The organism is Aerococcus sp. Group 2, assembly GCF_905125285.1.
Classification (GTDB): Bacteria; Bacillota; Bacilli; order Lactobacillales; family Aerococcaceae; genus Aerococcus; species Aerococcus urinae_E.
Genome location: NZ_CAJHPA010000005.1, coordinates 122702 through 143970, shown reverse-complemented (window position 1 = coordinate 143970; position 21269 = coordinate 122702). Strand labels below are relative to the sequence as shown.

Genomic DNA, 21269 nt, shown 5'->3' with positions numbered 1-21269 from the left:
GCTAGCTTTCCTCCTATAATTTATCTATGGTTTCATACCAATGGCCACTCGCTGCATTAATGTAATGATAGCCCAAGTGTCCATCTTGGTTAATAAAGGAAACTTCCCATACCAATTGGTCATCTTCAATTCCAATCCGAGCTTCTTTGACCTCTTGGGTATTCACATTATTTAAGGTCAATGACTTAGCTTCTTGTTCATTGACTAATTCGTTCACCTTGCCGGTTATTTTTTTATTGGTTTCCGGTTGGTAGGCATAATAAATGCGCTCACCTTGGTCATTCTCTCCTTGGATGGTATAAGTCGTGTGATCCTTATTTAAAACATAAAATTTCCCCATATTTTTTAAACCAATATCTTCTCGAGCCATAGTCATTAACTGTTTTTCCTCTTGAATAATTGGTTTTTGTGAATTGAAGAAAATCGTAAATAAGCCAAAATTAATAATAATTAAACACACAAGAAATGCATTTGCTAATCTTCTTGTCATAGGTCTCTCCTTTAGTCAGACTTGAGAATAGCGTCTAAACTGACTTCTTCTACTCTTAGTTCATCCCCAATTACCTTATCAATCGCATCCTTATAAGAACTGTAAAAGAGCCGCTTATCTAAAACAATAAAGGCGGCTGGCGCTTGATCACTTAGCATACGTCCTAAACTCTGCTTGAAGCGTAAGAGCATTTGGGGTAAGGATTCTTGGTAGAAATAACTCTGATTACGCTCCTCCCAGTAGTCACGACGGGCTTGCTCCCTCACTTCATCTGGCGAGCGAAAAGGTAATCTCGCTAGTAGGTAATAGTCACTATGAGATGGTAAATGTAGGCCCTCAGTCAAGGCTTGCAATCCGATCAGGAGGCCATGGTGACTATCATTATAGCGACTGATGGCATCTTGGTGGCCATATTTTTTCCCCTGAATAAAAGTGACAGCGATGAGTTCTTCCGGCCAAGATTCTTGAATAAAATGATTTAAGGCAGCCAATAGCTGTTTGGAATTGAGCATGAGATAAATTTTCTTATCCCCGTTAATCAATAGCGCCTGTAAAATCTTTGCTAAATAGCGGATCGATTCCTTCTCCGATAAATCATGGAGGGAGGGGTAATCGCTAAGAATATACAAGCCTTTATTGGCATAAATCGTCTGATCAATTGGATAAGTATAGAGATGATATTTTTTTATCCCATACATGCTTTCCAGACTCCGTCGACTTTCCGGCAAGTTAACTGTAGCCGATAGGAATAGCACCTGACTCGGACACTTTTCCCAAATTTCACTCATAAAGTCTGCTACCGCCTTAGGATAAGCGCTAACTCGAGGATAATTTTCTGGATAGCTAATTATATAATAATAAGCATTCTTATTGGTAAACAGTTTCTGAATATCTTCGATAATTTTTTGACCCAGTCCCAAGGCTTGTAGCCATTTTTGTATGTGATTTTGCTTTAATAAATTTTCTTTTTGCGCCATGGCTAAACTAGTGCCATAGACTCTTTGAACCCCTTTGAGATCTTCCCACAATTGAGCAAAAAGTAAATAAGTATTATATAAACGAGGATCAGTTCCAGAAAAATAAACGGCTTCATGACTGTCATGATTCAATAATTCATCCAGAACATGGTCAAAGGTTTTAAGAGCATTTTGCAGCTGGTCTTGCCAAGTGTATAGGACTTCTTCAATTGCTCGATTACTGGTATCAAGATAATACTTGTCCGTTAACTGACCAAAAAAATGCTCTTGTTGGTTTAAGTAATCATTGATGTCTGCCAAGTTCTGATTAACAGCGAGATCTTTTTCGATAATTTGTGGGAGCTGGTGGCACTCATCAATAATCAGGTTGCTTGCCTTAGTCCATAATCCATTAGCGACTAAGTCCTCTTTATGGCGAATTAAGTAGGCGTGGTTGGTCCAAATAATATCAGCCTTTTTGGCTAAGTGCAATTGGTGTTGGTAATAATTCCACTGCATAGGCATCTGGTCACTATGATAACGATTCTGATAGAGTGCCAGATTATCCCACTGTTCCCAGAGGGGAGATTGTCTCAAGCCATGATTTAATTCCGCTAAATCTCCTGTTTGCGTCTCACTTACCCAAAGTAATAAGGACAAGGTAAACATACTTTCATTTTTAGAAACATGATTTTCCTTAGCCTTCAGGTAATTGATATAAGCTTGGAAGGTGTTTAAATCTAGATAATGGTCCTTACTTTTTAAGACCGCCACTTGTATCCTTCGCCCCAATTGATTCACCAATTCTTGCAGGTGGTCTTCTTGCCATTGTCTGATCATGACATTATTGGGAAAAGATACGATTAAATGTTTCCCAGTCTTAGAAGCAACTTGTAATTGACCTAAGATACTGTTATAGGTTTTTCCTTGGCCCGAATTGGCTTTCAAAAAGGCAAATTGCTCACTATTTTGGTCAAAGAAATTCATTACATCCTCTTGGATACTCAGATGACCACTATCTTGGTCTTCTTCTGTACCAGCTAGTGGCCGATATAGGCCCTCATTGATTTCAGGATTAAGGGTAAATGATCCACGGATCAGGCCCTTATTTCTTTGACAATGGGCATGATTATACCAATAGCTGAAATATTTCCCGCTTTGCCGAATAAAGAATTTTAACCAGGGCTGCATTGCTTTATATAAAGATTCAGGGAGGCTGGCCACTTTATCCATGACTTGGACTAGTAATTGAGCAGTGGCCCGGGCGTCTTCAATGGCTGTGTGAGCCTTCACTAGGTTAATGCCATGGTCAAGAGAAAAATCTCCTAGCTTATAGCTGGCTGCCTGAGGATATAGGACGCGGATTAATTCCACTGTATCGATCCCCTCTAGATCAAGAGTGGGTAAGCCCACACCTTCAAAGGAAGCACTAAGAAATTTATAATCAAAATTAATATTGTGGGCCACAAAGACACATTCTTGTAATTGTTGAAAGAGGTCTGGAGCAACGTCTTCAAATAGGGGGGCATCCCGTAAATCTTCAGTCTGGATACCAGTTAAATCGCTAATATTTTTAGGAACAGGGATGAGTGGCTGGATATTGCTTTTAAATTCACCAATCTTTTTCTGCCCTTCTAAAAAAACAACCCCAATTTGAATAATGCGGTCGCCACGGTTATATTTGGTACCGGTAGTCTCTAAATCAACCACGGCATATTTGACAGGCATCTACCGTACACTCCTTCTATTTTCAGTTCATTGATTGGCTTTCAAATAGGCTAGTAAGTCGTCCTTGCTATTAGGACATTGTCCAGCAACAACAGCTGCTTCAGCCTGATTAAGGTATTGGCCAATAAGGCGTTTATCATTCGGGGCTAAGTCAGCAATAATATCGCGGCCATTAAGGGCTAAGTCTTTACGGCTATGGATAGGCAGCGCTTCCCATATGGCTTCCACTTGCCCGGCTTTCCCTTTAGGGAAATGGCGAGCAAATTCACTCTTAGCCTGGCCTTCTCCTTGAATGAAATTTTCCACTGTTTGAGCTGTGTTTAAGCCAAAACGATAGAGTAATTGCGCTGTCCAAGCAGACTGACTTTCTTGACGGGCGTTTAAGGCTAGTAAATATTCCTTAATTAATCGGTTCTGCTTATTCGACATTTTCCAAGCCCGGGTAAAGTCATCAATAAATTGCAGGTCATGCTTAGCCAGGAAAAAATAAACTGCCCAAGCGAAAGTATCACTAGGAAAAGCCCGCTGAGGGCTCAAGACATCTAACATTTTTTGAAAGCTAACTTGGCCATCTTCGGTTAGAGGACAGTAAGGGTAGAGCTCTAAATCAATAAAATAGCTGAGTCCGGCTTGCCAGTGTTGGCCTTGCCATAATTTAGCCATCTCTGTCTCAATCCGTTCCACAGCAATTTTTTCAAGTAAGGGCGCTGACACCTTTATAGCTTGGGCAGTATCAGTCTCAAGGGCAAAGCCTAATTGACTGGCAAAGCGAACTGCCCGCATCATTCTCAGAGCGTCTTCTTGAAAGCGATCATGGGCCTTTCCAACCGCCCGTAACCGCCCTGCTTTTAAATCTTCTTGACCCTGAAAATAATCAATTAAGTTTCCTTCAGAATCCATGGCCATAGCATTGATAGTAAAATCACGGCGAAGAAGGTCTTCCTCTAGGGAGCGAACGAAAGTTACCTCTTTAGGTCTGCGATAATCTTCATATTCAGATTCCGTTCTAAAGGTAGTGATTTCATAGGTGTCCCCATTGAAATAAGCCATAACCGTTCCATGTTCTAGGCCGACATCAAAATGTTTGGGGAAGATTGCCTGAATTTCTTCGGGAAAAGCACTGGTGGCGATGTCGACATCATGACTAGCCAATCCCAATAAAGCATCACGGATACAGCCTCCGACAAAATAGGCTTGGTAACCGAAAGTCTCTATTTTCTTTAAAACCGGTAAGGCCTTTTGGAATTCTTTATTATCAATAATCATAAAATGTGTTCCAATCCGTAGACAAATTCCTCTAATTGGTCACTAGCCTTCAGGGCAAGAGCAACACCATGCATATAGGATTCACGGTTATAAGAATCTTGGCGGATAGTCAAACCTTCGCCTGGCGCGCCAAATTGGACAATTTGATGCGAATTTAGGCCAGGCAAACGGACACTATGGATAGGAATCCCTTTATAATCAGCCCCACGAGCCCCAGCTATCGATTCATTACGGTTAACGACAAGGTCTTCTTTTTGCTTTTGACTTTCATGGATTAAATCCGCTGTCTTAATGGCGGTACCGCTAGGCGCATCTGCTTTTTGCGCATGGTGCATTTCAATAATTTCGACATGGTCCAAATATTTGGCAGCTTCTTGACTAAATAGTTGCATGAGGACGGATGATATTGCAAAATTAGGTGCAATCACTCCACCTAGTTTCTTTTCACTAGCTAAGGCTTGTAAGTGGCTAATTTCATCACTTTCTAAACCTGAAGTTCCAATGACAGGATGAATATTATGTTCAATATAGGTCTTACAATGATCATAAACCACACTTGGCTGGGTAAAATCAACTACAGCATCGACTTCAACCTCCCCTAAGGCTTCTTCCACACTAGAATAAATTGGCGCCAAGCCTTTAAAAGTTTCCAAGTCGTCTTGATGTTGGTCTAAATGATGGTTAACTAGGGCTGCTAGCGTAAAGTCGTCACTTTCATTAATCATATTGACAGTCGTCTGTCCCATTTTTCCTAAAAAACCAGTAACCATTACCTTCATCTTGATCGCTTCCTTTCACTATCAATCTTCATATGCACCATTATAGCATGACTTAAAGCTCCTGTTCCCAGTCTTTTACTTGGTCGATAACTGAGCTAAGCGCTGGGGATTGCTTGAGTTCTGGTTTATCAGCTAATAGTTTGACAATTTTTCTAAATTGTCCCTCTTCCCTTAAGAAATAGATATAATCCACTAAGAAGTCATTGTCATCTTTTAAATCGCGACTAGCCAGGTCATAATATTTTCGGGCTTGATCATAATTTTCCGTTAGATTATAGAATTGGGCCATTAACCAGTGACTATTTCCATCGCTGATCCCCTTATCCTTCATGGCCTCAATAAGTTCTTGAGCCCTATCCTCATTATCAGAATCTAATGCCAAACGTAATAATTGTTGATAAGCTCTGATATTATCCTCATCAGCTTCTAGGACCTTCTCATAGTCTGCTTGGGCCCGCTTGAATTCCTTAAGGTAGAAATAGAAATTTGCTCTTTCCATGTATAAGACGCTGGCATAAGGGTCCTTACTAATGGCTTCATTAATGACTCTTAGAGCCTGATCGCTTTCATTAAGCTCCCATTTACACTTGGCTAAAAGCAGGTAATAGGAAGGATCTAGCAAATTATTTTCATAGAGAGGACTTAGTAATTGGTCACAATAGCTATAATCCTTGTCGTGGTATGCGAGAAAGGCTAATTGTTCCTTCTCAGCCTGGCTCAGTGCGCTGTTTTCTTTATTAGAAAGCAGCTGAGCCGCCTTGTCATATTGACCGGTAGCAACTAGGGCATACTGATAGTTATCTTCCACTTCTTCTCTAATTTCAGGGCTCAGGCCCTCCTTTTGACTTAGGTCATGGTAAAGTTTAAGGGCTTCTTTGAAATCCCCCATGGTAAAGACTAATTGAGCCATACCAAATTCTATCGCCTCTTGGCCAGGAGCCAACTGGTTGGCTTCCTTCAATTTAGCCAGACTAACTTCAGGTAGACTGAGCATTTGATAAGCGTCAGCTTCCAATAGCAAGGCTTCCAGATATAAATCATCATTTGGATCAATACTGAGTAGGTAGTCCAAGCCCTCTTCATAGCGACCATCGTCCATAGCCAATTCTCCCAATAGCAAAGACCAGGTGGCTTCACCGGGATAGCGCTTAGCGGCTTCCTGATAAATTGCCTTGGCATAGGGAATAAAGCCAAGTTGTTGGAAATTATATCCCAGCTGAGCAAAATCTTCCTTACTTCCCCTTTTAATCAGTTGGTTAAGCAAGTCCGCTAATTTTCCTTGGGCTTGGTCATATTTTTCTTGAACAATCAGTTCGGTGATTTCTTCATATAATTCCTTCATGCTAACCTCCATATTTGTTTATTTTAGCATAGATATAAAGCTTAACCCTACCGATAAGTAATAAATAAAAACTGCCAAGTCCTTCTGAGAACTTGGCAGTTTCAAGTTAAGGAAGATTAGCCCTTAACAACGTCTTTTAAACCTTTACCTGCTTTAAATGCAGGTACTTTACTTGCTGGAATTTGAATTTCTTCACCTGTTTGTGGGTTACGTCCCTTACGAGCGGCACGTTCACGTACTTCAAAATTACCAAAACCGATAATTTGAACATTTTCCCCATCAGCTAAAAAGTTTTCAATTGAAGAAAATACTGCATCAACGACTGGTTGAACATTTTTCTTAGATTCACCAGTTGATTCAGCTACTTTTTGTACTAAGTCAGCTTTATTAGCCATTTTTACACCTCCAAAAATATTTCCATTCTTCTCGTGAATGGAGAATTATCATCAATGACAATTCTCTATAAATATACCACAGAAAGCACGTCATAACAACATTTATACCTTATATTTCAATGTTTTACCGCCGATTTCTGCTAATGATATGCAGGGGCGTTCCGCTAAAATCAAAGGCCTGCCGAATTTGGTTAGCCAGGAAGCGCTCATAGGAAAAATGCATAAGATCAGTATCGTTGACCATCACGACAAAGGTCGGTGGCCCTACGCTCACCTGAGTCATATAGTAAACCCGTAACTTTTTCCCTTTATCTGAAGGCGCTGGATTAATGCGGATAGCATCCGCCAAAACTTGATTAAGTAGGGAGGATTGAATCCGACGGTTAAAGTTTTCATGAACTTGGATAATAAGATCTGGGATCTTATCTAAACGCTGCTTACTTTTTGCAGAGACAAAAAGGATAGGTGCATAGGATAGGAATTGGAATTGAGCGCGAATATTATCTTCAAATTCCTTCATGGTGTGGCTGTCTTTTTTTAGGGCATCCCATTTGTTAACTAGGATAATAATTCCCTTCCCTGCCTCATGAGCGTAGCCAGCTACGGTCTTATCTTGATCACGGATGCCTTCTTCGGCATTGAGGACGAGCAAGACAACAGATGCCTGTTCAATCGCAGACATCGACCGCATGACACTATATTTCTCAGTTGATTCAGAGACTCTCCCTTTTCGGCGAATCCCTGCAGTGTCAATAATTTTAAAACTGCGCTCATTATATGAAAAGTAAGTATCCACTGCATCTCGGGTGGTGCCAGCAATATCAGAAACAATCACACGGTTCTCACCCAAAATCGCATTTACCAAGGAGGATTTCCCCACATTTGGCCGTCCAATTAAGGCAAAAGAAATCGTTTCCTCATCTTCGCTATCCTCATCTTCTAAAGGAAAGAGACGGTAGATTTCTGCCAAGAGATCTCCGATTCCTAGGCCGTGTGCACCTGAGATTGGAAAGGGATCATTAAGGCCTAGTCGGTAAAAATCGTAAATTTCTGCTTGTAATTCGGGGTTATCCACCTTATTTACCGCTAAGAGGACAGGTTTATCAGACTTTTGCAGTAGACGGGCGATCATTTCATCGGTTTCTGTAACCCCATCAACTACACTAGTCATCATAATAATTAAATCAGCCTCTTCCACTGCAATTTCTGCTTGCAGGCGGATTTGTTCGACAAAGGGTTCGTCGTTAAATTCAATCCCCCCAGTGTCAATTAAACGTAGCTTCCGACTCAGCCACTCTCCTTGGGCATAGACACGGTCACGGGTTACTCCAGGAACATCTTCAACGATGCTGATTCTTTGCCCGGCAATCCGGTTAAAAATTGTCGATTTCCCCACATTAGGTCGTCCAACAATGGCGATATTTAGGGTTTTCATCCATAGTCCCCTCCTTCTAGGCGAATAAATATTCCAATCGGATTAAACAAAAATAGGGCCGGGATCGCTCCCAGCCCTTATTAATCTTTACTAATCTTCTGAAGAATCGTCAAGATTTAAGTCTTTTAGTTGGTCACCTAAAAGATCAGCGAATGAGAAGCCTGTGTCTTCGTCATTGCTACTTTGAGATGCTTGTGAACGTTTTGCTTGAGCCGGTTTGTTACGACGGTTATTTGCTTGGCTCTTACGTTCGCGACGTGGAGCTTTTTGTTCGTCTTTGTCAGACTCAGAACGTTCTGGAGCTTCTTCAAGCGCTTTGATTGATAAAGATAGACGGTGTTCTTCTGGATTTACATCAAGCACTTTGACTTTAATATCTTGGCCTTCTTCAAGTTTATCCGAAGGATGGTTGACATGTTCATGAGAAATTTGTGAAATGTGAACTAAACCTTCAACGCCAGGGAAGACTTCTACGAAAGCACCAAAGTCTACGATTCGGCGTACCACACCATCAAGTTCAGCGCCTTTAGGAGCTTTTTCTTCAATATCTTCCCAAGGACTTGGAGTAGCTGCCTTAGTAGATAAGGAGATACGATCACGGTCTTCATCGATTGACAAGATCTTCACCTTAACAGTTTGGCCAACTTCTAATTCATCAGAAGGATGGTTAACATGGTGGTGAGCAATTTGTGAAATGTGAACTAAACCATCGATACCACCTAAGTCAACAAAAGCACCAAAGTTAGCTAAGCGAGCGACAGTTCCTTCAACAACTTCGCCTTCTTCAAATTGAGCTAATTTTTCGGCACGTTCAGCTTCAGCTTGTTCACGAGCAATTTCTTTATGGGAAAGAATTAAACGGTTTTCTTGAGGATTAATTTCCACAATTTTCACTTCTAATTCTTTGCCTTTATATGGTGTGAAGTCACGTACAAAGTGGTCTTCAACCATAGAAGCTGGGATGAAACCACGAACACCAGCATCAACCACTAAACCGCCCTTAACAACTTTTGTTACTGGAACAGTAATGGTTTCTTCATTTTCAGCTTTTTCTTCTAATTCTTTCCAAACTTTCTTTTGTTCTAAACGACGACGAGAAAGTAAGAAAGTTCCGTTTTCTTTATCTTTAATGTGTTTTACAACCACTAATTCTAGAGTATCACCAACATTAGCGATTTCAGTGACATCGTCAACATGGGAAGATGACAATTCACGGAAAGGTACGACCCCTTCAACACCAGCGCCTTCAATACCAACAATTAATTGATTGTTTTCATCAATGGTTAATACTTCTCCTGTTACCGTATCACCAATTTTCACTTCTTTTGTTTCTGCAAGCATATCCTCCATAGAAGGCATTTCTTCATTTGCCTCTACTTCGTTATTTGCTTGTTGTTCAAACTCATTTGTCATAAACTTATATCCTCTCCTGTAAATAAAAGTACTAACCATCGACACTTTGGTCAATGAATACCCTTCGATTATAACATGTTAATTTAAATAAGACAAATTTCTTAAAGCTTTTTTTAGATTTATCTTATTTACTTATTCTTTTTCCTCAATTAGACTCAATATCTTTTCTTCAACCTGGTCTAAATTCAAATCAGAACTATCAATAACAATAGCATCCCCAGCTGCTTTTAAGGGGCTATTTTCACGATGGGCATCGTAGTAATCACGAGCTTCGATTGCCTCAGTTAATTCTTCAATTGTTTGTTCAGATAGTCCTTTAGCCTGATTTTCTAAGAATCGTCTCTTCGCTCTAACTGCTGCTGAAGCGGTGAGAAAAATCTTAAGATCGGCATCAGGCAATACCACGGTTCCAATATCACGACCATCCATCACTAAGCCAGCATGGTTTCTAGCCCAACTTTGTTGTCGTTCAACCATAGCCTGGCGAACTCGGTCGATCGCAGAATAAGCAGAAACCGCTTGGGTAACATGGTCTTGACGGATCGCCTTAGTCACATCCCGTCCATTAAGAAAAATCTTTTGGCCTTCAGAGTCCGTCTCAAATTGAATATCGATGCTTTCTAATAGCTCATTAAGTGCTGGTGAATTTTCAGCTTCAACCTGTCCTTTTAAGGCCAGGAGAGTTACACAGCGGTACATGGCACCCGTATCCAAGTATACATAATTTAAACGTTCAGCCAATCGTTTAGCGATGGTACTCTTTCCCGAAGAAGCGGGGCCGTCAATAGCGATGTTAATTTTTTTCATTTTCTACTCCTCAATTACTCAACCTTCGCGCCTATTGGTAGACCCGAAGAACCGTACCCGGTGCGATCGGTGAATTGGCGTGTAAGCCGTTTAATTCTAGTAATTGATTCAGAGTCATTCCATGATTAACCGCTATCCGATAAAGGTTATCCCCAGCAGAAACTTGATAACTTCCTACATTTTGATTTTGATTGGTATTTTGTTGATTTTGGTTTCGACTCGCTTGTTGACGGGATTGCTCTTGGGCAGCTGCTTGTTGTTGAGATTGTTGAACGGCTTGGGATTGTTCAGCTGCTTGACGGGCTTCCTGGGCAGCTTGTTGAGAAGCTTGAGCCGCTTGTTGGCTTTCTTCTTGTTTTTTACTTTCTTCTGCTTGTTTTGATTCCTCCGCCTTCTTACTTTCTTCTTCGGCTTGTTTTTGGGAATCATTTTCAGACTTAGACACCATCACTTGGTCCACATTCATGCTTTCTGGTTGTTTTTGTTGGTTGCCGTAAATAATGTAGGCTGCATAAGGGATCAATATAAACAAGAGTCCTAGAGCAATCAAGACCTTGACCGTTGGGGATACACCCTTTTCCTTTTTATTTCTGGAAGACCGTGAATATTGACGGTTCTTCAAATTTTCGTACTCATCGGCCGAACTCGTCTCTGGTCCTGCTTCAACTTCCTCTTCTAAGTTAGCATTTTCTTCCTCAACTGCTGGCTCTTCTTTTTTCCATTTATTTTTAAACTGATTCCAATTGTCCTTGAATGCCATGATTATTCCTCCTTTATTACTAGAAAATTGTAGCATTTATTAGGCAAAATGTCAGTATTTTCCTTAGTTAAACCATTCCTAACTAGGAAATAAGACATTAAGTCGCGCCCGCCAATCCTTCAACACTTTTTCTTTGGGATTCACCAAGCGATTAGGGGCCAAGGTCAGATATTCCTTAAAAGTTGCCGTATCTTCAAAGTCAGCCTGACAATGCGAGCAACAAAAGCGATTAGTACTTATCCTTTCCTTGGAAAAATGACTTAGCAAGTAACGACGATAACAGCTATTTAAGGTGAGGTATTGGATCATTTGTTCGATTTCATTTTTCTTTATTTTTTGATAGTTTTGAAAGTCCTTCTGAATCCGCTCCTTATCCTGCGGTGAATAATTATAGTAAAAATAAGTGATTAAATTTTGGATTTGCTCCTCAAGTGCTAAGAAAGTCTGGCTTTGCAAAAAATCAGCCCGCTGATAAGCCTGATTTAAACCTTGATAAAAAGGCGAAGCTTGAGCGTCAATTTGATCTTTAAAATAATTTAAACGGCTAATTTCTTGGGGATTAGAATAAAGTAATACCAAAGCTTCTTGGCCGTCACGACCACAACGGCCACTCTCTTGCAGATAGTCAGCTAACGATTGCGGAGCATGATAGTGAATAACAAAACGTACATTGGCCTGGTTAATCCCCATGCCAAAAGCAGATGTGGCTAAAATCGCGTCAAGATGTCCCTTTTGAAATTGCTCTTGGACTTGCAAGCGCTCCTCACTAGTCTTGTCAGCATGGTAGCTGGCGAGCTTTAGCTGGCTGCTTGCTTTTAAGTCTTGGTAAAGTTCTTCCAACTCCATTTTATTGTGGACATAAATGATTCCCGGCTTCGGTAAGGTCTCAAGCAAGGAATTAAGATGGTGAAACTTGTCCTTTTCATTAAGCTTCAATTGACCATAGAACAAATTAGGGCGGTCCAAGGGGCATTGGACTTGCTGATAGCTTTCCCAATCACTAAACAAATGCTGGGCAATCTCTGCTAGTGTATTTTGACTAGCACTGCCGCTCAGAGCTAGGGTTAAAGGATGATTTAAGGCTTGGCGAAATTGTCTGAGGGCACTGTACTCCGGGCGAAAATCATAGCCCCATTGAGAAATACAGTGCGCTTCATCAATGACCATCAGTTTGATAGCAATTTGCCTTAAGCGCCGTAAGACAGCGGGTTGGGAGAGCATTTCTGGTGACATAATAATAAATTGAAAGTCATGGAGATGATGAAGTAACCAGTTTTTTTCTTGTTTACTTAATTGACTAGTTATAGCCACACTTGCTTTAAAACCTAGTGCCTGCAGCTGACTCACTTGGTCTTCCATCAATGCCAACAAAGGGGAGATAAGCAAAATGGGACCGGGATTTAAATACTGGTAGATCTGATAAATCAATGACTTGCCGCCAGCAGTGGGTAAAATACCAATCGTGTTTTCTCGCTTCTGTAAGTGGAGTAAAATTTCCTTTTGCCCAGGGCGAAAAGACTGGTAACCAAAGTGATTCGCTAAGAGATCTTCTAACATCTTACTTGCTCCTTTCTGGCCTCTTTCACTTGCATCACTTGATAATAACGGTAAAGCCAATAAGGCGCTTTAGGAAAAGCTTTCTGAAAGCTTTCAAAATGATTATAAGCAAGCGACCAATCAATCTTCTTTAAATCTGCGCCGAACAAGTCACTGGCTTCCTGGGCTAAAACTTCTGGACGAGAAAGCATAATGTCCACATAATGATCAGCTATGGTAGAAACTTTTAAATGGCGATTTTTAGCAATTTTTTCTAATGAATAGCCCTGTTTAATATAGCGATAGCTCACATTAGCAGAATCTGACCAAGGAGGATAGGGGGCAATAAAGCTTTCAAAAAAGCTTTTTAAGAGGGGGTAGGTATCCGCTGATAGAACTGTGATCATGAGGCGATCAATTAAACTACTATAGTACAAATGGCATTGGTCTAAAGTAAAATGATATCGACTTGCTAATTCTTCATAAGTCAGCGCTGGCAGGTCAACATAACCGATCCGTGCCAATAACATATCGGCTTGCTCCAGAGGCCAAGCAGCTAAAATTGCTTCTAGTTCCTGCCCTAGTATAGTCGCTAACTCCTTTTTACGATACTTTTTTTGCGTCCAAGCAAAGAAACACTTGACCTGGTATTGAATTTGAGCACTTTGTGTAAGGGGTTGGTAGCTTTTTTCACCATGGCTAGCATTAGCTAGAGTTTGAAAGAATAAGAGTAGACTAGTCTGTATAGCCTGGTGGTTAGTTTTTGGAAATAGCCCCTGCCGGTATTTTAGACCAGCCAGTAAAGTTTGCATATCAGTCTCTGGCTCATGATCAACCTGGCCTAACTTTTTCCAGCTTAACTTGGATAATTGAGGACATAAGTTAAATAAGAATAAGAGCTGGTGACTATAGGCGTAGAACAAGCTAGAGGGTGTGCGTTTACCAATAAGAATCTGATAAAGTGTATTTTGATTCAAGTCTGCTGTGCCTTTCTTGACTTCAGCTAAGAGTTCTAACATCTTTTCCCCCCTCATTGTCTATTTTCACATTCATTATAGCGAAGACCTACGGAAAAGGAAAAAGAAGAGGCAGATGAAAGGCCAATCGAAATAAAGCCTATTAATTTTATCTATTTAACTCACCATTACTGATCAATACGACTTTGTAATTCTTACTAAGTCTGATCTCAATAATTTAGCCTTTATTTAATTTTTGGGATAGCTATCCCAAGGATTGTATATTAAAAATCAAATTCTTATGTTTTAATGTAATAAGACTATTTGTTTTTACGCATCAAGACTGCATGTGTATCATAACTGTTTTTCTAAAAAGCAAGCCAACTATTTAAAAAGACATTTACTATCAACATGATTGAGATTAAAAACAAAAAGGACGACTGGATAATTTTCCAAGTCGTCTTTAATTTTTCTTACAGAAGGGAGTAATATTTAAATGGATACATCAACAGACCAAACAATGGCCAAGCTACTGAGTAAATTAGACCAGCGGCGCTTAAATATTATCAAATACCTCATTAGCAGTGACCAAGAAATGGTGGCCATCAAAGATTTAAAAAACCATTTTAATTGTTCATCACAGACAATAATTTCTGACTTAAAGCAACTCATTCTAATTTTTCCTGACAAACTACAGTTTGAAATGAAATATAAATACATCAAATTAGTTGCTTCTACCCCGCCTCAGGTTAATGCGTTTTATCCTTACTTTTTTAGCAATAGTATTTATTTCATTTTAATACGGACCATTTTCAGTCAAAAAATTTACTATATTTCTTATATGTGCGAAAAGTTATTCGTTAGTCGGTCTACTCTTTATCGCATCATTGATTCCATTAACCAATTTTTTACCAGTTATTATCCAAGTCTCAGTCTCACCATGAACCCCTTTACTATTGAGGGACCCGAACGTGAGGTAAGGAAATTTTATTACGATTTTTTTGAATTTGGTTACCAGTTAACCCAATGGCCTTTTAATGAGGTGAGTCATCAGGACATTAACAAAATCTCACTCTACTTAAGGCACTCCATGCCTAGCCTAGGACTTTATAGTAGTCACCCCATGTTCCCCATTATTCTTGCCATCAATTTAATTCGTTATAAGCATAAAGACCTGGTCCAAGACAGTTACTTACCAAGGGACCTATCGAGCTTACAAGAATCCTTAACCGCCACAAAAGCCCAATTTACTATCTTTGATATCGAGTATCGCCTAAAGGTATCCATCAATTCTGAAGCCGTCCGTCAACTCTTAGTCGGTCTAGCAACACACACCACCTACTTATCTATCCAAGCCTTACAAGAAGAAATTCGTTCTTCAAATGATCATTCTCAAGCCGTCGCTAACTTCTTTAAAGAATTGGATCAACTAACGACCAGCCAGCAATTAAGTCCTTTAGACCAAGATAAGAAGGATTTGTTGCTTTTATTACTCTATAATTGCTGCCAGGATAAGCTCGATTTAAAGGAAAATGAAAATTATTCTAAGATGCAATTGACTGCTTTAGAAATCAGTAATTTAAAGGAAAAATGGGAACTCATCCTTCCCGGCTTTAACGCCCGTCTACAGCCAATTCTAGAAAGTTTTCAATCCTATTTCAGTAAAGGGCTAATGGCCAAGCGTACGGCTATTATGTTTTCTTATGTCTATTCATTTTATCCCTTAACGATCAATCATTTTTATAAGGACTATAAACGCCTAAATATCGCGGTTTATACCGGTCGTTTCTACAGTACTGGAGAAATCTGTGGAAAACTCCACCTGTTTTTCGGCTCATTAATTGAGGTCACCCCCATCACAGATACTTACTTTATGGAAGACCTAGACCATTCAAGGATTGATATTTTATTAACCACCTACCCCTTATTTAATCTTAAGGGCATAACCATTCATACAATAAAGGATGATCTAACGACTGAAGATTTAGGTTGGATTTACCAAATGATTAACCAACTCAAATTTTCTTAAAGTCCAGGAAGAAGACTACCATCTTCACAACACGAAACATATAAAAATACCAGCTTAAGGAGCCAAGCAAGTATTAGCTTCTCATTAAGCTGGTGTCTTTTTTATTTCAATGGCAAGGGATTTACCTAGCAAATAATAACTGCCCTGAACTAAACTAAACGCCGCTTAGCCACAGGTAAGGCAGCCGATAAAACAATAAAGTTAGCTATCGAAATAATCAGACCCTTGAGTAAATTAAAGGGAACTATGCCATAAAGAATATATTCCTGCATGTTAGGAATTTCGAAATTCATCACAGCCATATAGAAGGGAGTAATGACATAGTAGTTAGCCAAGGAAAGGACAAACGTCATTAATACGCTACCGATTGCAAAAGCAAAGCAGACTTTGACATAGTACTTAGCCCTTTCAACTTGTTTGCTCAAACGAAGATCATAATTACGTAAAATATAGTAAATTGGCAAGCAATAAGAAAGAGTAGCTATGAAAGAAGCCATATCTCCAATTGGGTAACCTGCATTACCGCCTGTTTGCATATAGTGTAAAAAGTTCCGTACAAAAGCAGCCCCTGCACCACTCCATGGACCAAATAAAAAGGTGGTGAATAGGATCGGTACATCAGAAAAATCGACCTTTAAGAAAGGTATAGCAGGCAATATCGGAAAAGAAAACATCATAAGGATAAAGGCAATAGCCCCCATAACTGCGGTAACAATTAACTGACGTGTACTTGTTTTCATAACAATTTCCCCTTTCTTCTTCTCAGTCAGGGTTAATTGTTATTTCTTGAAAATAAAAAATTCCTTTCACCGAAAGTCTTCAATGAAAAGAATTAATTAGTAAGTATTTACTATCTTCTCCCATTCTGACTTTACAGTCGGTACTAGAATTTCACTAGTTCTATCAGCTCACTGATTCGCGGACTATCACCGCCGATCGGGAATCTAACCCTGCCCCGAAGATTTCATTTATTTAATTTTACAAATAAATTATAACCCCATTATAGGAGAAATGCAAGCGTTTTATTTTTGTAAGGCATATTGTTTTAAACGCTCAACTTCAGCTTTTAATAATGGCCGGTATTCACCCACCCCTAGACCTTCAGTCGTTAAAAAACCATAGCGTTCTCGGTTCAAACGTTTTACGGGATGGCCAACTGCTTCAAGCATCTTACGAACTTGACGATTACGTCCTTCATGAATTGTCAACTCAACGGTTGCATTTTCCTTAGCAGCCTTATTTTTCCGAATGCGCGCCTTAGCCTTAGCGGTTTTTTGCCCGTCTATCACTAGACCTTCTTCTAAGCGCTTAAGAGCATCGGGGCTAGGATAGCCCTTTACCTTAGCCACGTAAACCTTATCAATTTCGTAACGAGGATGCATTAATAAATTGGCAAATTCCCCATCATTGGTTAAAAGTAAGACTCCAGTCGTATGATAATCTAAGCGCCCGATAGGATAAATACGTTGGGGGATCTCTTTAAGATAATCAACCACTACTTTTCTGCCCTTATCATCAGCAACAGAAGAAATGACCCCATCCGGCTTATTGAATAAGTAGTAAACGGGTTCTTCTTTGTATATAGGCACCTGGTCAACTTCAACGAGGTCCTTCTTGGTGACCTTAGTGCCGAGTTCAGTAACCACCTGGCCGTTGACCTGCACCCGACCAGCAAGGATTAATTTTTCGGCATCACGTCTCGAAGCCACACCAGCATGGGCAATGACCTTTTGTAATCTTTCCATTATTTATCTCCTTCTTCATCAAATAAGCCCTTATCTTCCTCATCTTCAGGTAAAAGCGATGATATATCAGGGAGGTCGGCTATTGAATTCAATCCAAAATATTGATAAAAATAATTAGTTACTTGGTAAAGAATCGGACGTCCAGGACCCTCTTTTCGCCCTGCTTCTTCAATCAAATCATGCAATAAGAGGCGTTTAATCATGGCTTGCGATTGAACTCCCCTGATTTCATCAATTTCTAATCGGGTAATTGGGCCTTGGTAGGCAATCACTGCCAAGGTTTCCAAGGCTTGTTGGGACAGCTTCAAAGCAAAAGGACTGACTGCATATTTTTGGATTAAGTCAGCATAGATCTTTTGAGTCAGTAATTGATAGCGCCCCCCTAGACATACTAATTCTAGCCCCCGCTGACTATCAGTTTTTAATTTTTTGTCTAAGTTCCATAAACTATACTGGACCTTTTCTTTAGAAAGATCTAAAAGATTAGCTAGTTCCTCTAGGCTAAGACCTTCCTCACCAGCAACGAATAATAAACTTTCGCAAGCACCCTCAATGGTCAATCCCCATCATCCTTCTTTTGTATGCTTATATCTGCAGCAATCTGATCTTGCTGGATAAGTAATTTTCCTTGTTTAACTAATTGTAACAGAGCCAAAAAATAAGTCACCACTTTCTCTCTGTTAGGCTGATTCGAACTCAGCAAAGAAAAAAAGGACAAGTGGTCTGACTCTTGGTCCAAGGCTTCTTCGATACTCATAATCGCCTCATCAATTGTAAAAGTTTCCCCTTTTACAGTTCTTTCAAGTGGTTGTTCCTGCTTCAAGCGTAAAAACATTTTTTTAAAGGCCGATAAGAGGTCTTCACTGCTTACTTCGTTTTCAGGTAAAGGCACAACGGCTTGTAAATCCGAGAGGTCACTGGCCTCTTTAGAGTAACTCAAAGACCGGTCAGCTTGTTTTTCTTCTAAGATGGCTGAGACAGCTTTATATTGCTTATAGGTTAGTAATTGTTGGACTAAATCGGCTCGTGGATCGTCTTCCTCTTCTTTTTCCATAGCTTTTTTGGGTAAGAGTAATTTAGTCTTAATTTCAATTAAACTGGCCGCCATAATCAAGTAGTCACTGGCTAGTTCCAAGTCCCTTTTTTGATGGCGGTGAATTGTTTCTAGATATTGGTTGGTGATATCAACAATGGGAATATCAAAAATATCAACTTCCATCTGCTTAATTAAGTGCAAAAGCAAATCTAGCGGCCCCTCAAAAGCCGCTAGATCGATGTGTAATTCATCATTAGAAGTTTCAGTGTTTTCTTGCTTAGTTTTATTCATAAACCTTCCCCATCGTGATGAATAATATGTGGCATGGTACGTTGCTCATGTAAGGCCCATCCTTTTAAGATATCAGACATAGCTAGTGAGCCGCTAATGGTATACATAGGAAATTCCTGGGTTAAAGCAGTCAGCATGGCATAGGTAATCTCATTTTGGTCGAAAGAAGGATTAACTGAGCTATAACGTACTAATACTAATTCTTTTTCCTCATCTTGGTCAAAACCAATAATACCGACAATATTATCGGTTTCTTCATCACGCCATAAATAGAGTTGACGTTTACCTGTTTTTATACGCTTCATTTCTGCCATCAAGTCATCCATAGACTTATAGGCATCTAGATAAGATAACAAACCCATAACTACTTTCTCATAATTTGAAATGTATGAAATTAGCATAACTCACCTAACCTCTCTTAAAGATTCTATGGTTCATAGACTATCACAAACGCCCCAAAAAGAAAATACTCACTTTTCTAAGCAAATATCCAATACCATAAAAATAGAAAACTTTTTGAAATCACATTCCTAAATATCTAAGGCCTTAAAGACATTAGTTAAGGAATCCTCAAAGACCAGCGTATCTTTTCTATCTACTTGAATCTTTGTTTTATTAATGACTGCTAAATAAGAGCCATTAAAATAATCAATTAAACCAGCGGCAGGATAGACTCTTAAAGAAGTCCCAGCAACGATCATCAAATCCGCTTGCTCAATGGCTCTAACCGCCCCTAATATCTCTTTTTGATCGAGTGCCTCTTGGTAAAGAACGACATTAGGACGTACGATGGCCTGGTCAAAGCTGCATCGTGGGATCCCTTGCTCATCTTTTTCTAAGTCTTCTGTCCGATAGTGTCGTTTACATTTTAGACAGTAATTATCCCAGACATTGCCATGTAATTCATAGACTTTTTGACTTCCCGCCTCTTGGTGAAGACCATCGATATTTTGAGTGACAATGGCAACTTCTTTCCCCTTAGCTTCTAAATCAGCTAAATAGCGGTGACAGGCATTGGGTTTAGCATCTGGATAAACTAAATGATCAAAGTAATAGTCAAAAAATATTTGGGGATATTTCTCAAAGAAAGAATGTGAAATAATTTCTTCTGCACTGACCTGATATCCAGAATCTTGCATAAATAAACCATCCGCAGAACGAAAATCAGGAATGCCACTTGCTGTGGATACTCCTGCTCCTCCAAAGAAGACGATCCGATCACTTTCATAAATCATATTTTTTAAAGTTTCGATCTTATTCATTACCAGCCCTCCTATAGTTCTATTGTATCAAAGTTTAGCATGATCTTCGAATGGCTTTTCCTTTCAATTCCTTTCTATGCCTATTAAAGTAATGATATAATAATATCAACTTAAATGTAGAAAGGACCTATTTAATGAAGCCATTCAAGAAAATCATTGCCTTGGCCTGCCTCTGTGCTGCCTTATTCTTTCTAAGTGCTTGCTCTTCGCAAAACAAAACCGATGACCTATTTTTTAGTGATCTCTTTACCACCTGGCAAAAGAAACAGGAAGCAGCTAGCCAAGTGGATAAAAATAGTGACAATGCAGGTAGTCAAGCCCTTATCAATTCCTTCAATACTGAGTGGGAGGAAATGAAAAAGTATCAAGACCAAAGCTTTAAAGATAAAGATTTAGAAAATAAGGTGAAGAACTACTTAAATGAATTAAAAGCTTGCGTGGATGCTTTGAACCAAGAGCCGGCTACCATCGATAGTCAGACTGCTTTTAATGATCATTACCGGAAGCGAATTGATATCCTGAAAGACTTATCCCAAGATTCACGCTTTATCATTCAAGCAGAAGCTTTGGAAGAAATTGACGCAGATAAAAATTCCAAAGCCCTTGAAGATGCTAAAGAAAATCTTGACTTCCGTAAAGCGGCCTATTCTCAACTTGAAGAGGATTTAAATAATTTACAGTTCACTGTTGACCAAGCGGCAAGTACTGACCAAAGCATTGTCATGACGGGGACATTAACTAACCATGCCAAAGCTGACTTGGTGAATTTGGGGATAACCTTTAAATTTGTCGATGCTGACCAAAAAGAGTTAGCTTCTGATACCTGGAAGACTGACCGGCTCAAACAAGGTGAAAGTCAAACTGTAACCATTAAGAATACCGCTCCTCAAGCAGCTCACATTCAAATCGAATTGAATGACGGCCTGTCTATTGAAAAATAATATCAATCTAAGAGGATAAATAAATGCTGATAAGGTCTGTTTCGGATACTTAGCGAAGACATCTTAAAAGAGTCATCACTACAGAAAGAGGTTGGAACATAA

20 protein-coding genes and 1 riboswitch are annotated in these 21269 nt (G+C 39.6%); of the genes, 2 read left to right on the top strand and 18 right to left on the bottom strand.

Annotated features, from left to right (window positions below; genetic code table 11):
- Positions 1 to 13: 13 nt before the first annotated feature.
- From JFU01_RS07665 to JFU01_RS07610, 12 genes are all read right to left on the bottom strand, one after another.
- Positions 14 to 490, bottom strand: coding sequence for a cell wall elongation regulator TseB-like domain-containing protein (locus JFU01_RS07665; protein ID WP_195856478.1), 477 nt, complete (start codon positions 488 to 490; stop codon positions 14 to 16).
- A gap of 11 nt (positions 491 to 501) precedes the next feature.
- Entirely contained in the window at positions 502 to 3174 is a 2673-nt protein-coding gene (locus JFU01_RS07660; RefSeq protein WP_195856477.1) for an exonuclease domain-containing protein, read from the bottom strand.
- A 27-nt stretch (positions 3175 to 3201) separates the two neighbouring features.
- Positions 3202 to 4440: a CCA tRNA nucleotidyltransferase gene (locus JFU01_RS07655; protein WP_230086958.1), complete on the bottom strand. Its 1239-nt coding sequence runs from the start codon at positions 4438 to 4440 to the stop codon at positions 3202 to 3204.
- The gene (gene dapB / locus JFU01_RS07650) at positions 4437 to 5225 is read right to left on the bottom strand and encodes a 4-hydroxy-tetrahydrodipicolinate reductase (RefSeq protein WP_198434223.1); all 789 of its coding nucleotides are present in this window, start codon (positions 5223 to 5225) and stop codon (positions 4437 to 4439) included. Before dapB ends, JFU01_RS07655 begins: the two co-directional genes overlap by 4 nt.
- 46 nt (positions 5226 to 5271) lie before the next feature.
- On the bottom strand, positions 5272 to 6561 hold the full coding sequence (locus JFU01_RS07645) for a tetratricopeptide repeat protein (protein ID WP_195856475.1): 1290 nt from the start codon (positions 6559 to 6561) through the stop codon (positions 5272 to 5274).
- Between the two features lie 116 nt (positions 6562 to 6677).
- Positions 6678 to 6956: an HU family DNA-binding protein gene (locus JFU01_RS07640; RefSeq protein ID WP_013669777.1), complete on the bottom strand. Its 279-nt coding sequence runs from the start codon at positions 6954 to 6956 to the stop codon at positions 6678 to 6680.
- A gap of 124 nt (positions 6957 to 7080) precedes the next feature.
- Positions 7081 to 8391, bottom strand: coding sequence for a ribosome biogenesis GTPase Der (der, locus tag JFU01_RS07635; RefSeq protein WP_195856474.1), 1311 nt, complete (start codon positions 8389 to 8391; stop codon positions 7081 to 7083).
- 90 nt (positions 8392 to 8481) lie between these two features.
- Positions 8482 to 9804, bottom strand: a complete 1323-nt coding sequence (gene rpsA, locus JFU01_RS07630) for a 30S ribosomal protein S1 (RefSeq protein WP_195856473.1) — start codon at positions 9802 to 9804, stop codon at positions 8482 to 8484.
- A gap of 132 nt (positions 9805 to 9936) precedes the next feature.
- On the bottom strand, positions 9937 to 10611 hold the full coding sequence (gene cmk / locus JFU01_RS07625) for a (d)CMP kinase (RefSeq protein WP_195856472.1): 675 nt from the start codon (positions 10609 to 10611) through the stop codon (positions 9937 to 9939).
- A gap of 31 nt (positions 10612 to 10642) precedes the next feature.
- Positions 10643 to 11371 carry a LysM peptidoglycan-binding domain-containing protein gene (locus tag JFU01_RS07620; RefSeq protein ID WP_013669922.1) on the bottom strand — a complete coding sequence of 243 codons (729 nt, stop codon included), beginning with the start codon at positions 11369 to 11371 and terminating at the stop codon, positions 10643 to 10645.
- A gap of 78 nt (positions 11372 to 11449) precedes the next feature.
- Positions 11450 to 12928, bottom strand: coding sequence for a RecQ family ATP-dependent DNA helicase (locus JFU01_RS07615; RefSeq protein ID WP_198434221.1), 1479 nt, complete (start codon positions 12926 to 12928; stop codon positions 11450 to 11452).
- Positions 12922 to 13926 (bottom strand): helix-turn-helix domain-containing protein, encoded by a 1005-nt coding sequence (locus JFU01_RS07610; protein ID WP_195856470.1) that lies wholly within the window; start codon positions 13924 to 13926, stop codon positions 12922 to 12924. Before JFU01_RS07610 ends, JFU01_RS07615 begins: the two co-directional genes overlap by 7 nt.
- Positions 13927 to 14359: 433 nt before the next feature.
- On the opposite strand from JFU01_RS07610, the gene JFU01_RS07605 reads away from it, so the two are divergent.
- Positions 14360 to 15892: a helix-turn-helix domain-containing protein gene (locus tag JFU01_RS07605; RefSeq protein ID WP_195856469.1), complete on the top strand. Its 1533-nt coding sequence runs from the start codon at positions 14360 to 14362 to the stop codon at positions 15890 to 15892.
- A gap of 149 nt (positions 15893 to 16041) precedes the next feature.
- On the opposite strand, the gene JFU01_RS07600 is transcribed toward JFU01_RS07605, so the two are convergent.
- From JFU01_RS07600 to JFU01_RS07575, 6 genes are all read right to left on the bottom strand, one after another.
- Entirely contained in the window at positions 16042 to 16632 is a 591-nt protein-coding gene (locus tag JFU01_RS07600) for an ECF transporter S component (protein WP_111851662.1), read from the bottom strand.
- 108 nt (positions 16633 to 16740) lie between these two features.
- Positions 16741 to 16859: riboswitch (FMN riboswitch) on the bottom strand.
- 55 nt (positions 16860 to 16914) lie between these two features.
- Positions 16915 to 17637: a pseudouridine synthase gene (locus tag JFU01_RS07595; protein WP_195856468.1), complete on the bottom strand. Its 723-nt coding sequence runs from the start codon at positions 17635 to 17637 to the stop codon at positions 16915 to 16917.
- On the bottom strand, positions 17637 to 18197 hold the full coding sequence (gene scpB / locus JFU01_RS07590; protein ID WP_060778059.1) for an SMC-Scp complex subunit ScpB: 561 nt from the start codon (positions 18195 to 18197) through the stop codon (positions 17637 to 17639). The genes JFU01_RS07595 and scpB overlap by 1 nt, the downstream gene beginning before the upstream one ends.
- Positions 18194 to 18964, bottom strand: a complete 771-nt coding sequence (locus tag JFU01_RS07585) for a segregation and condensation protein A (protein WP_195856467.1) — start codon at positions 18962 to 18964, stop codon at positions 18194 to 18196. Before JFU01_RS07585 ends, scpB begins: the two co-directional genes overlap by 4 nt.
- Entirely contained in the window at positions 18961 to 19326 is a 366-nt protein-coding gene (locus JFU01_RS07580; RefSeq protein ID WP_195856466.1) for a reductase, read from the bottom strand. The genes JFU01_RS07585 and JFU01_RS07580 overlap by 4 nt, the downstream gene beginning before the upstream one ends.
- A gap of 168 nt (positions 19327 to 19494) precedes the next feature.
- A complete protein-coding gene (locus JFU01_RS07575) occupies positions 19495 to 20226 on the bottom strand; it encodes an NAD-dependent protein deacylase (RefSeq protein WP_198434220.1) in 732 nt (243 codons plus the stop codon).
- 134 nt (positions 20227 to 20360) lie between these two features.
- Here JFU01_RS07575 and JFU01_RS07570 point away from each other — a divergent pair, with 134 nt between their 5' ends.
- Positions 20361 to 21167 (top strand): FxLYD domain-containing protein, encoded by an 807-nt coding sequence (locus JFU01_RS07570; protein ID WP_195856465.1) that lies wholly within the window; start codon positions 20361 to 20363, stop codon positions 21165 to 21167.
- The last annotated feature ends 102 nt before the right edge of the window (positions 21168 to 21269 follow it).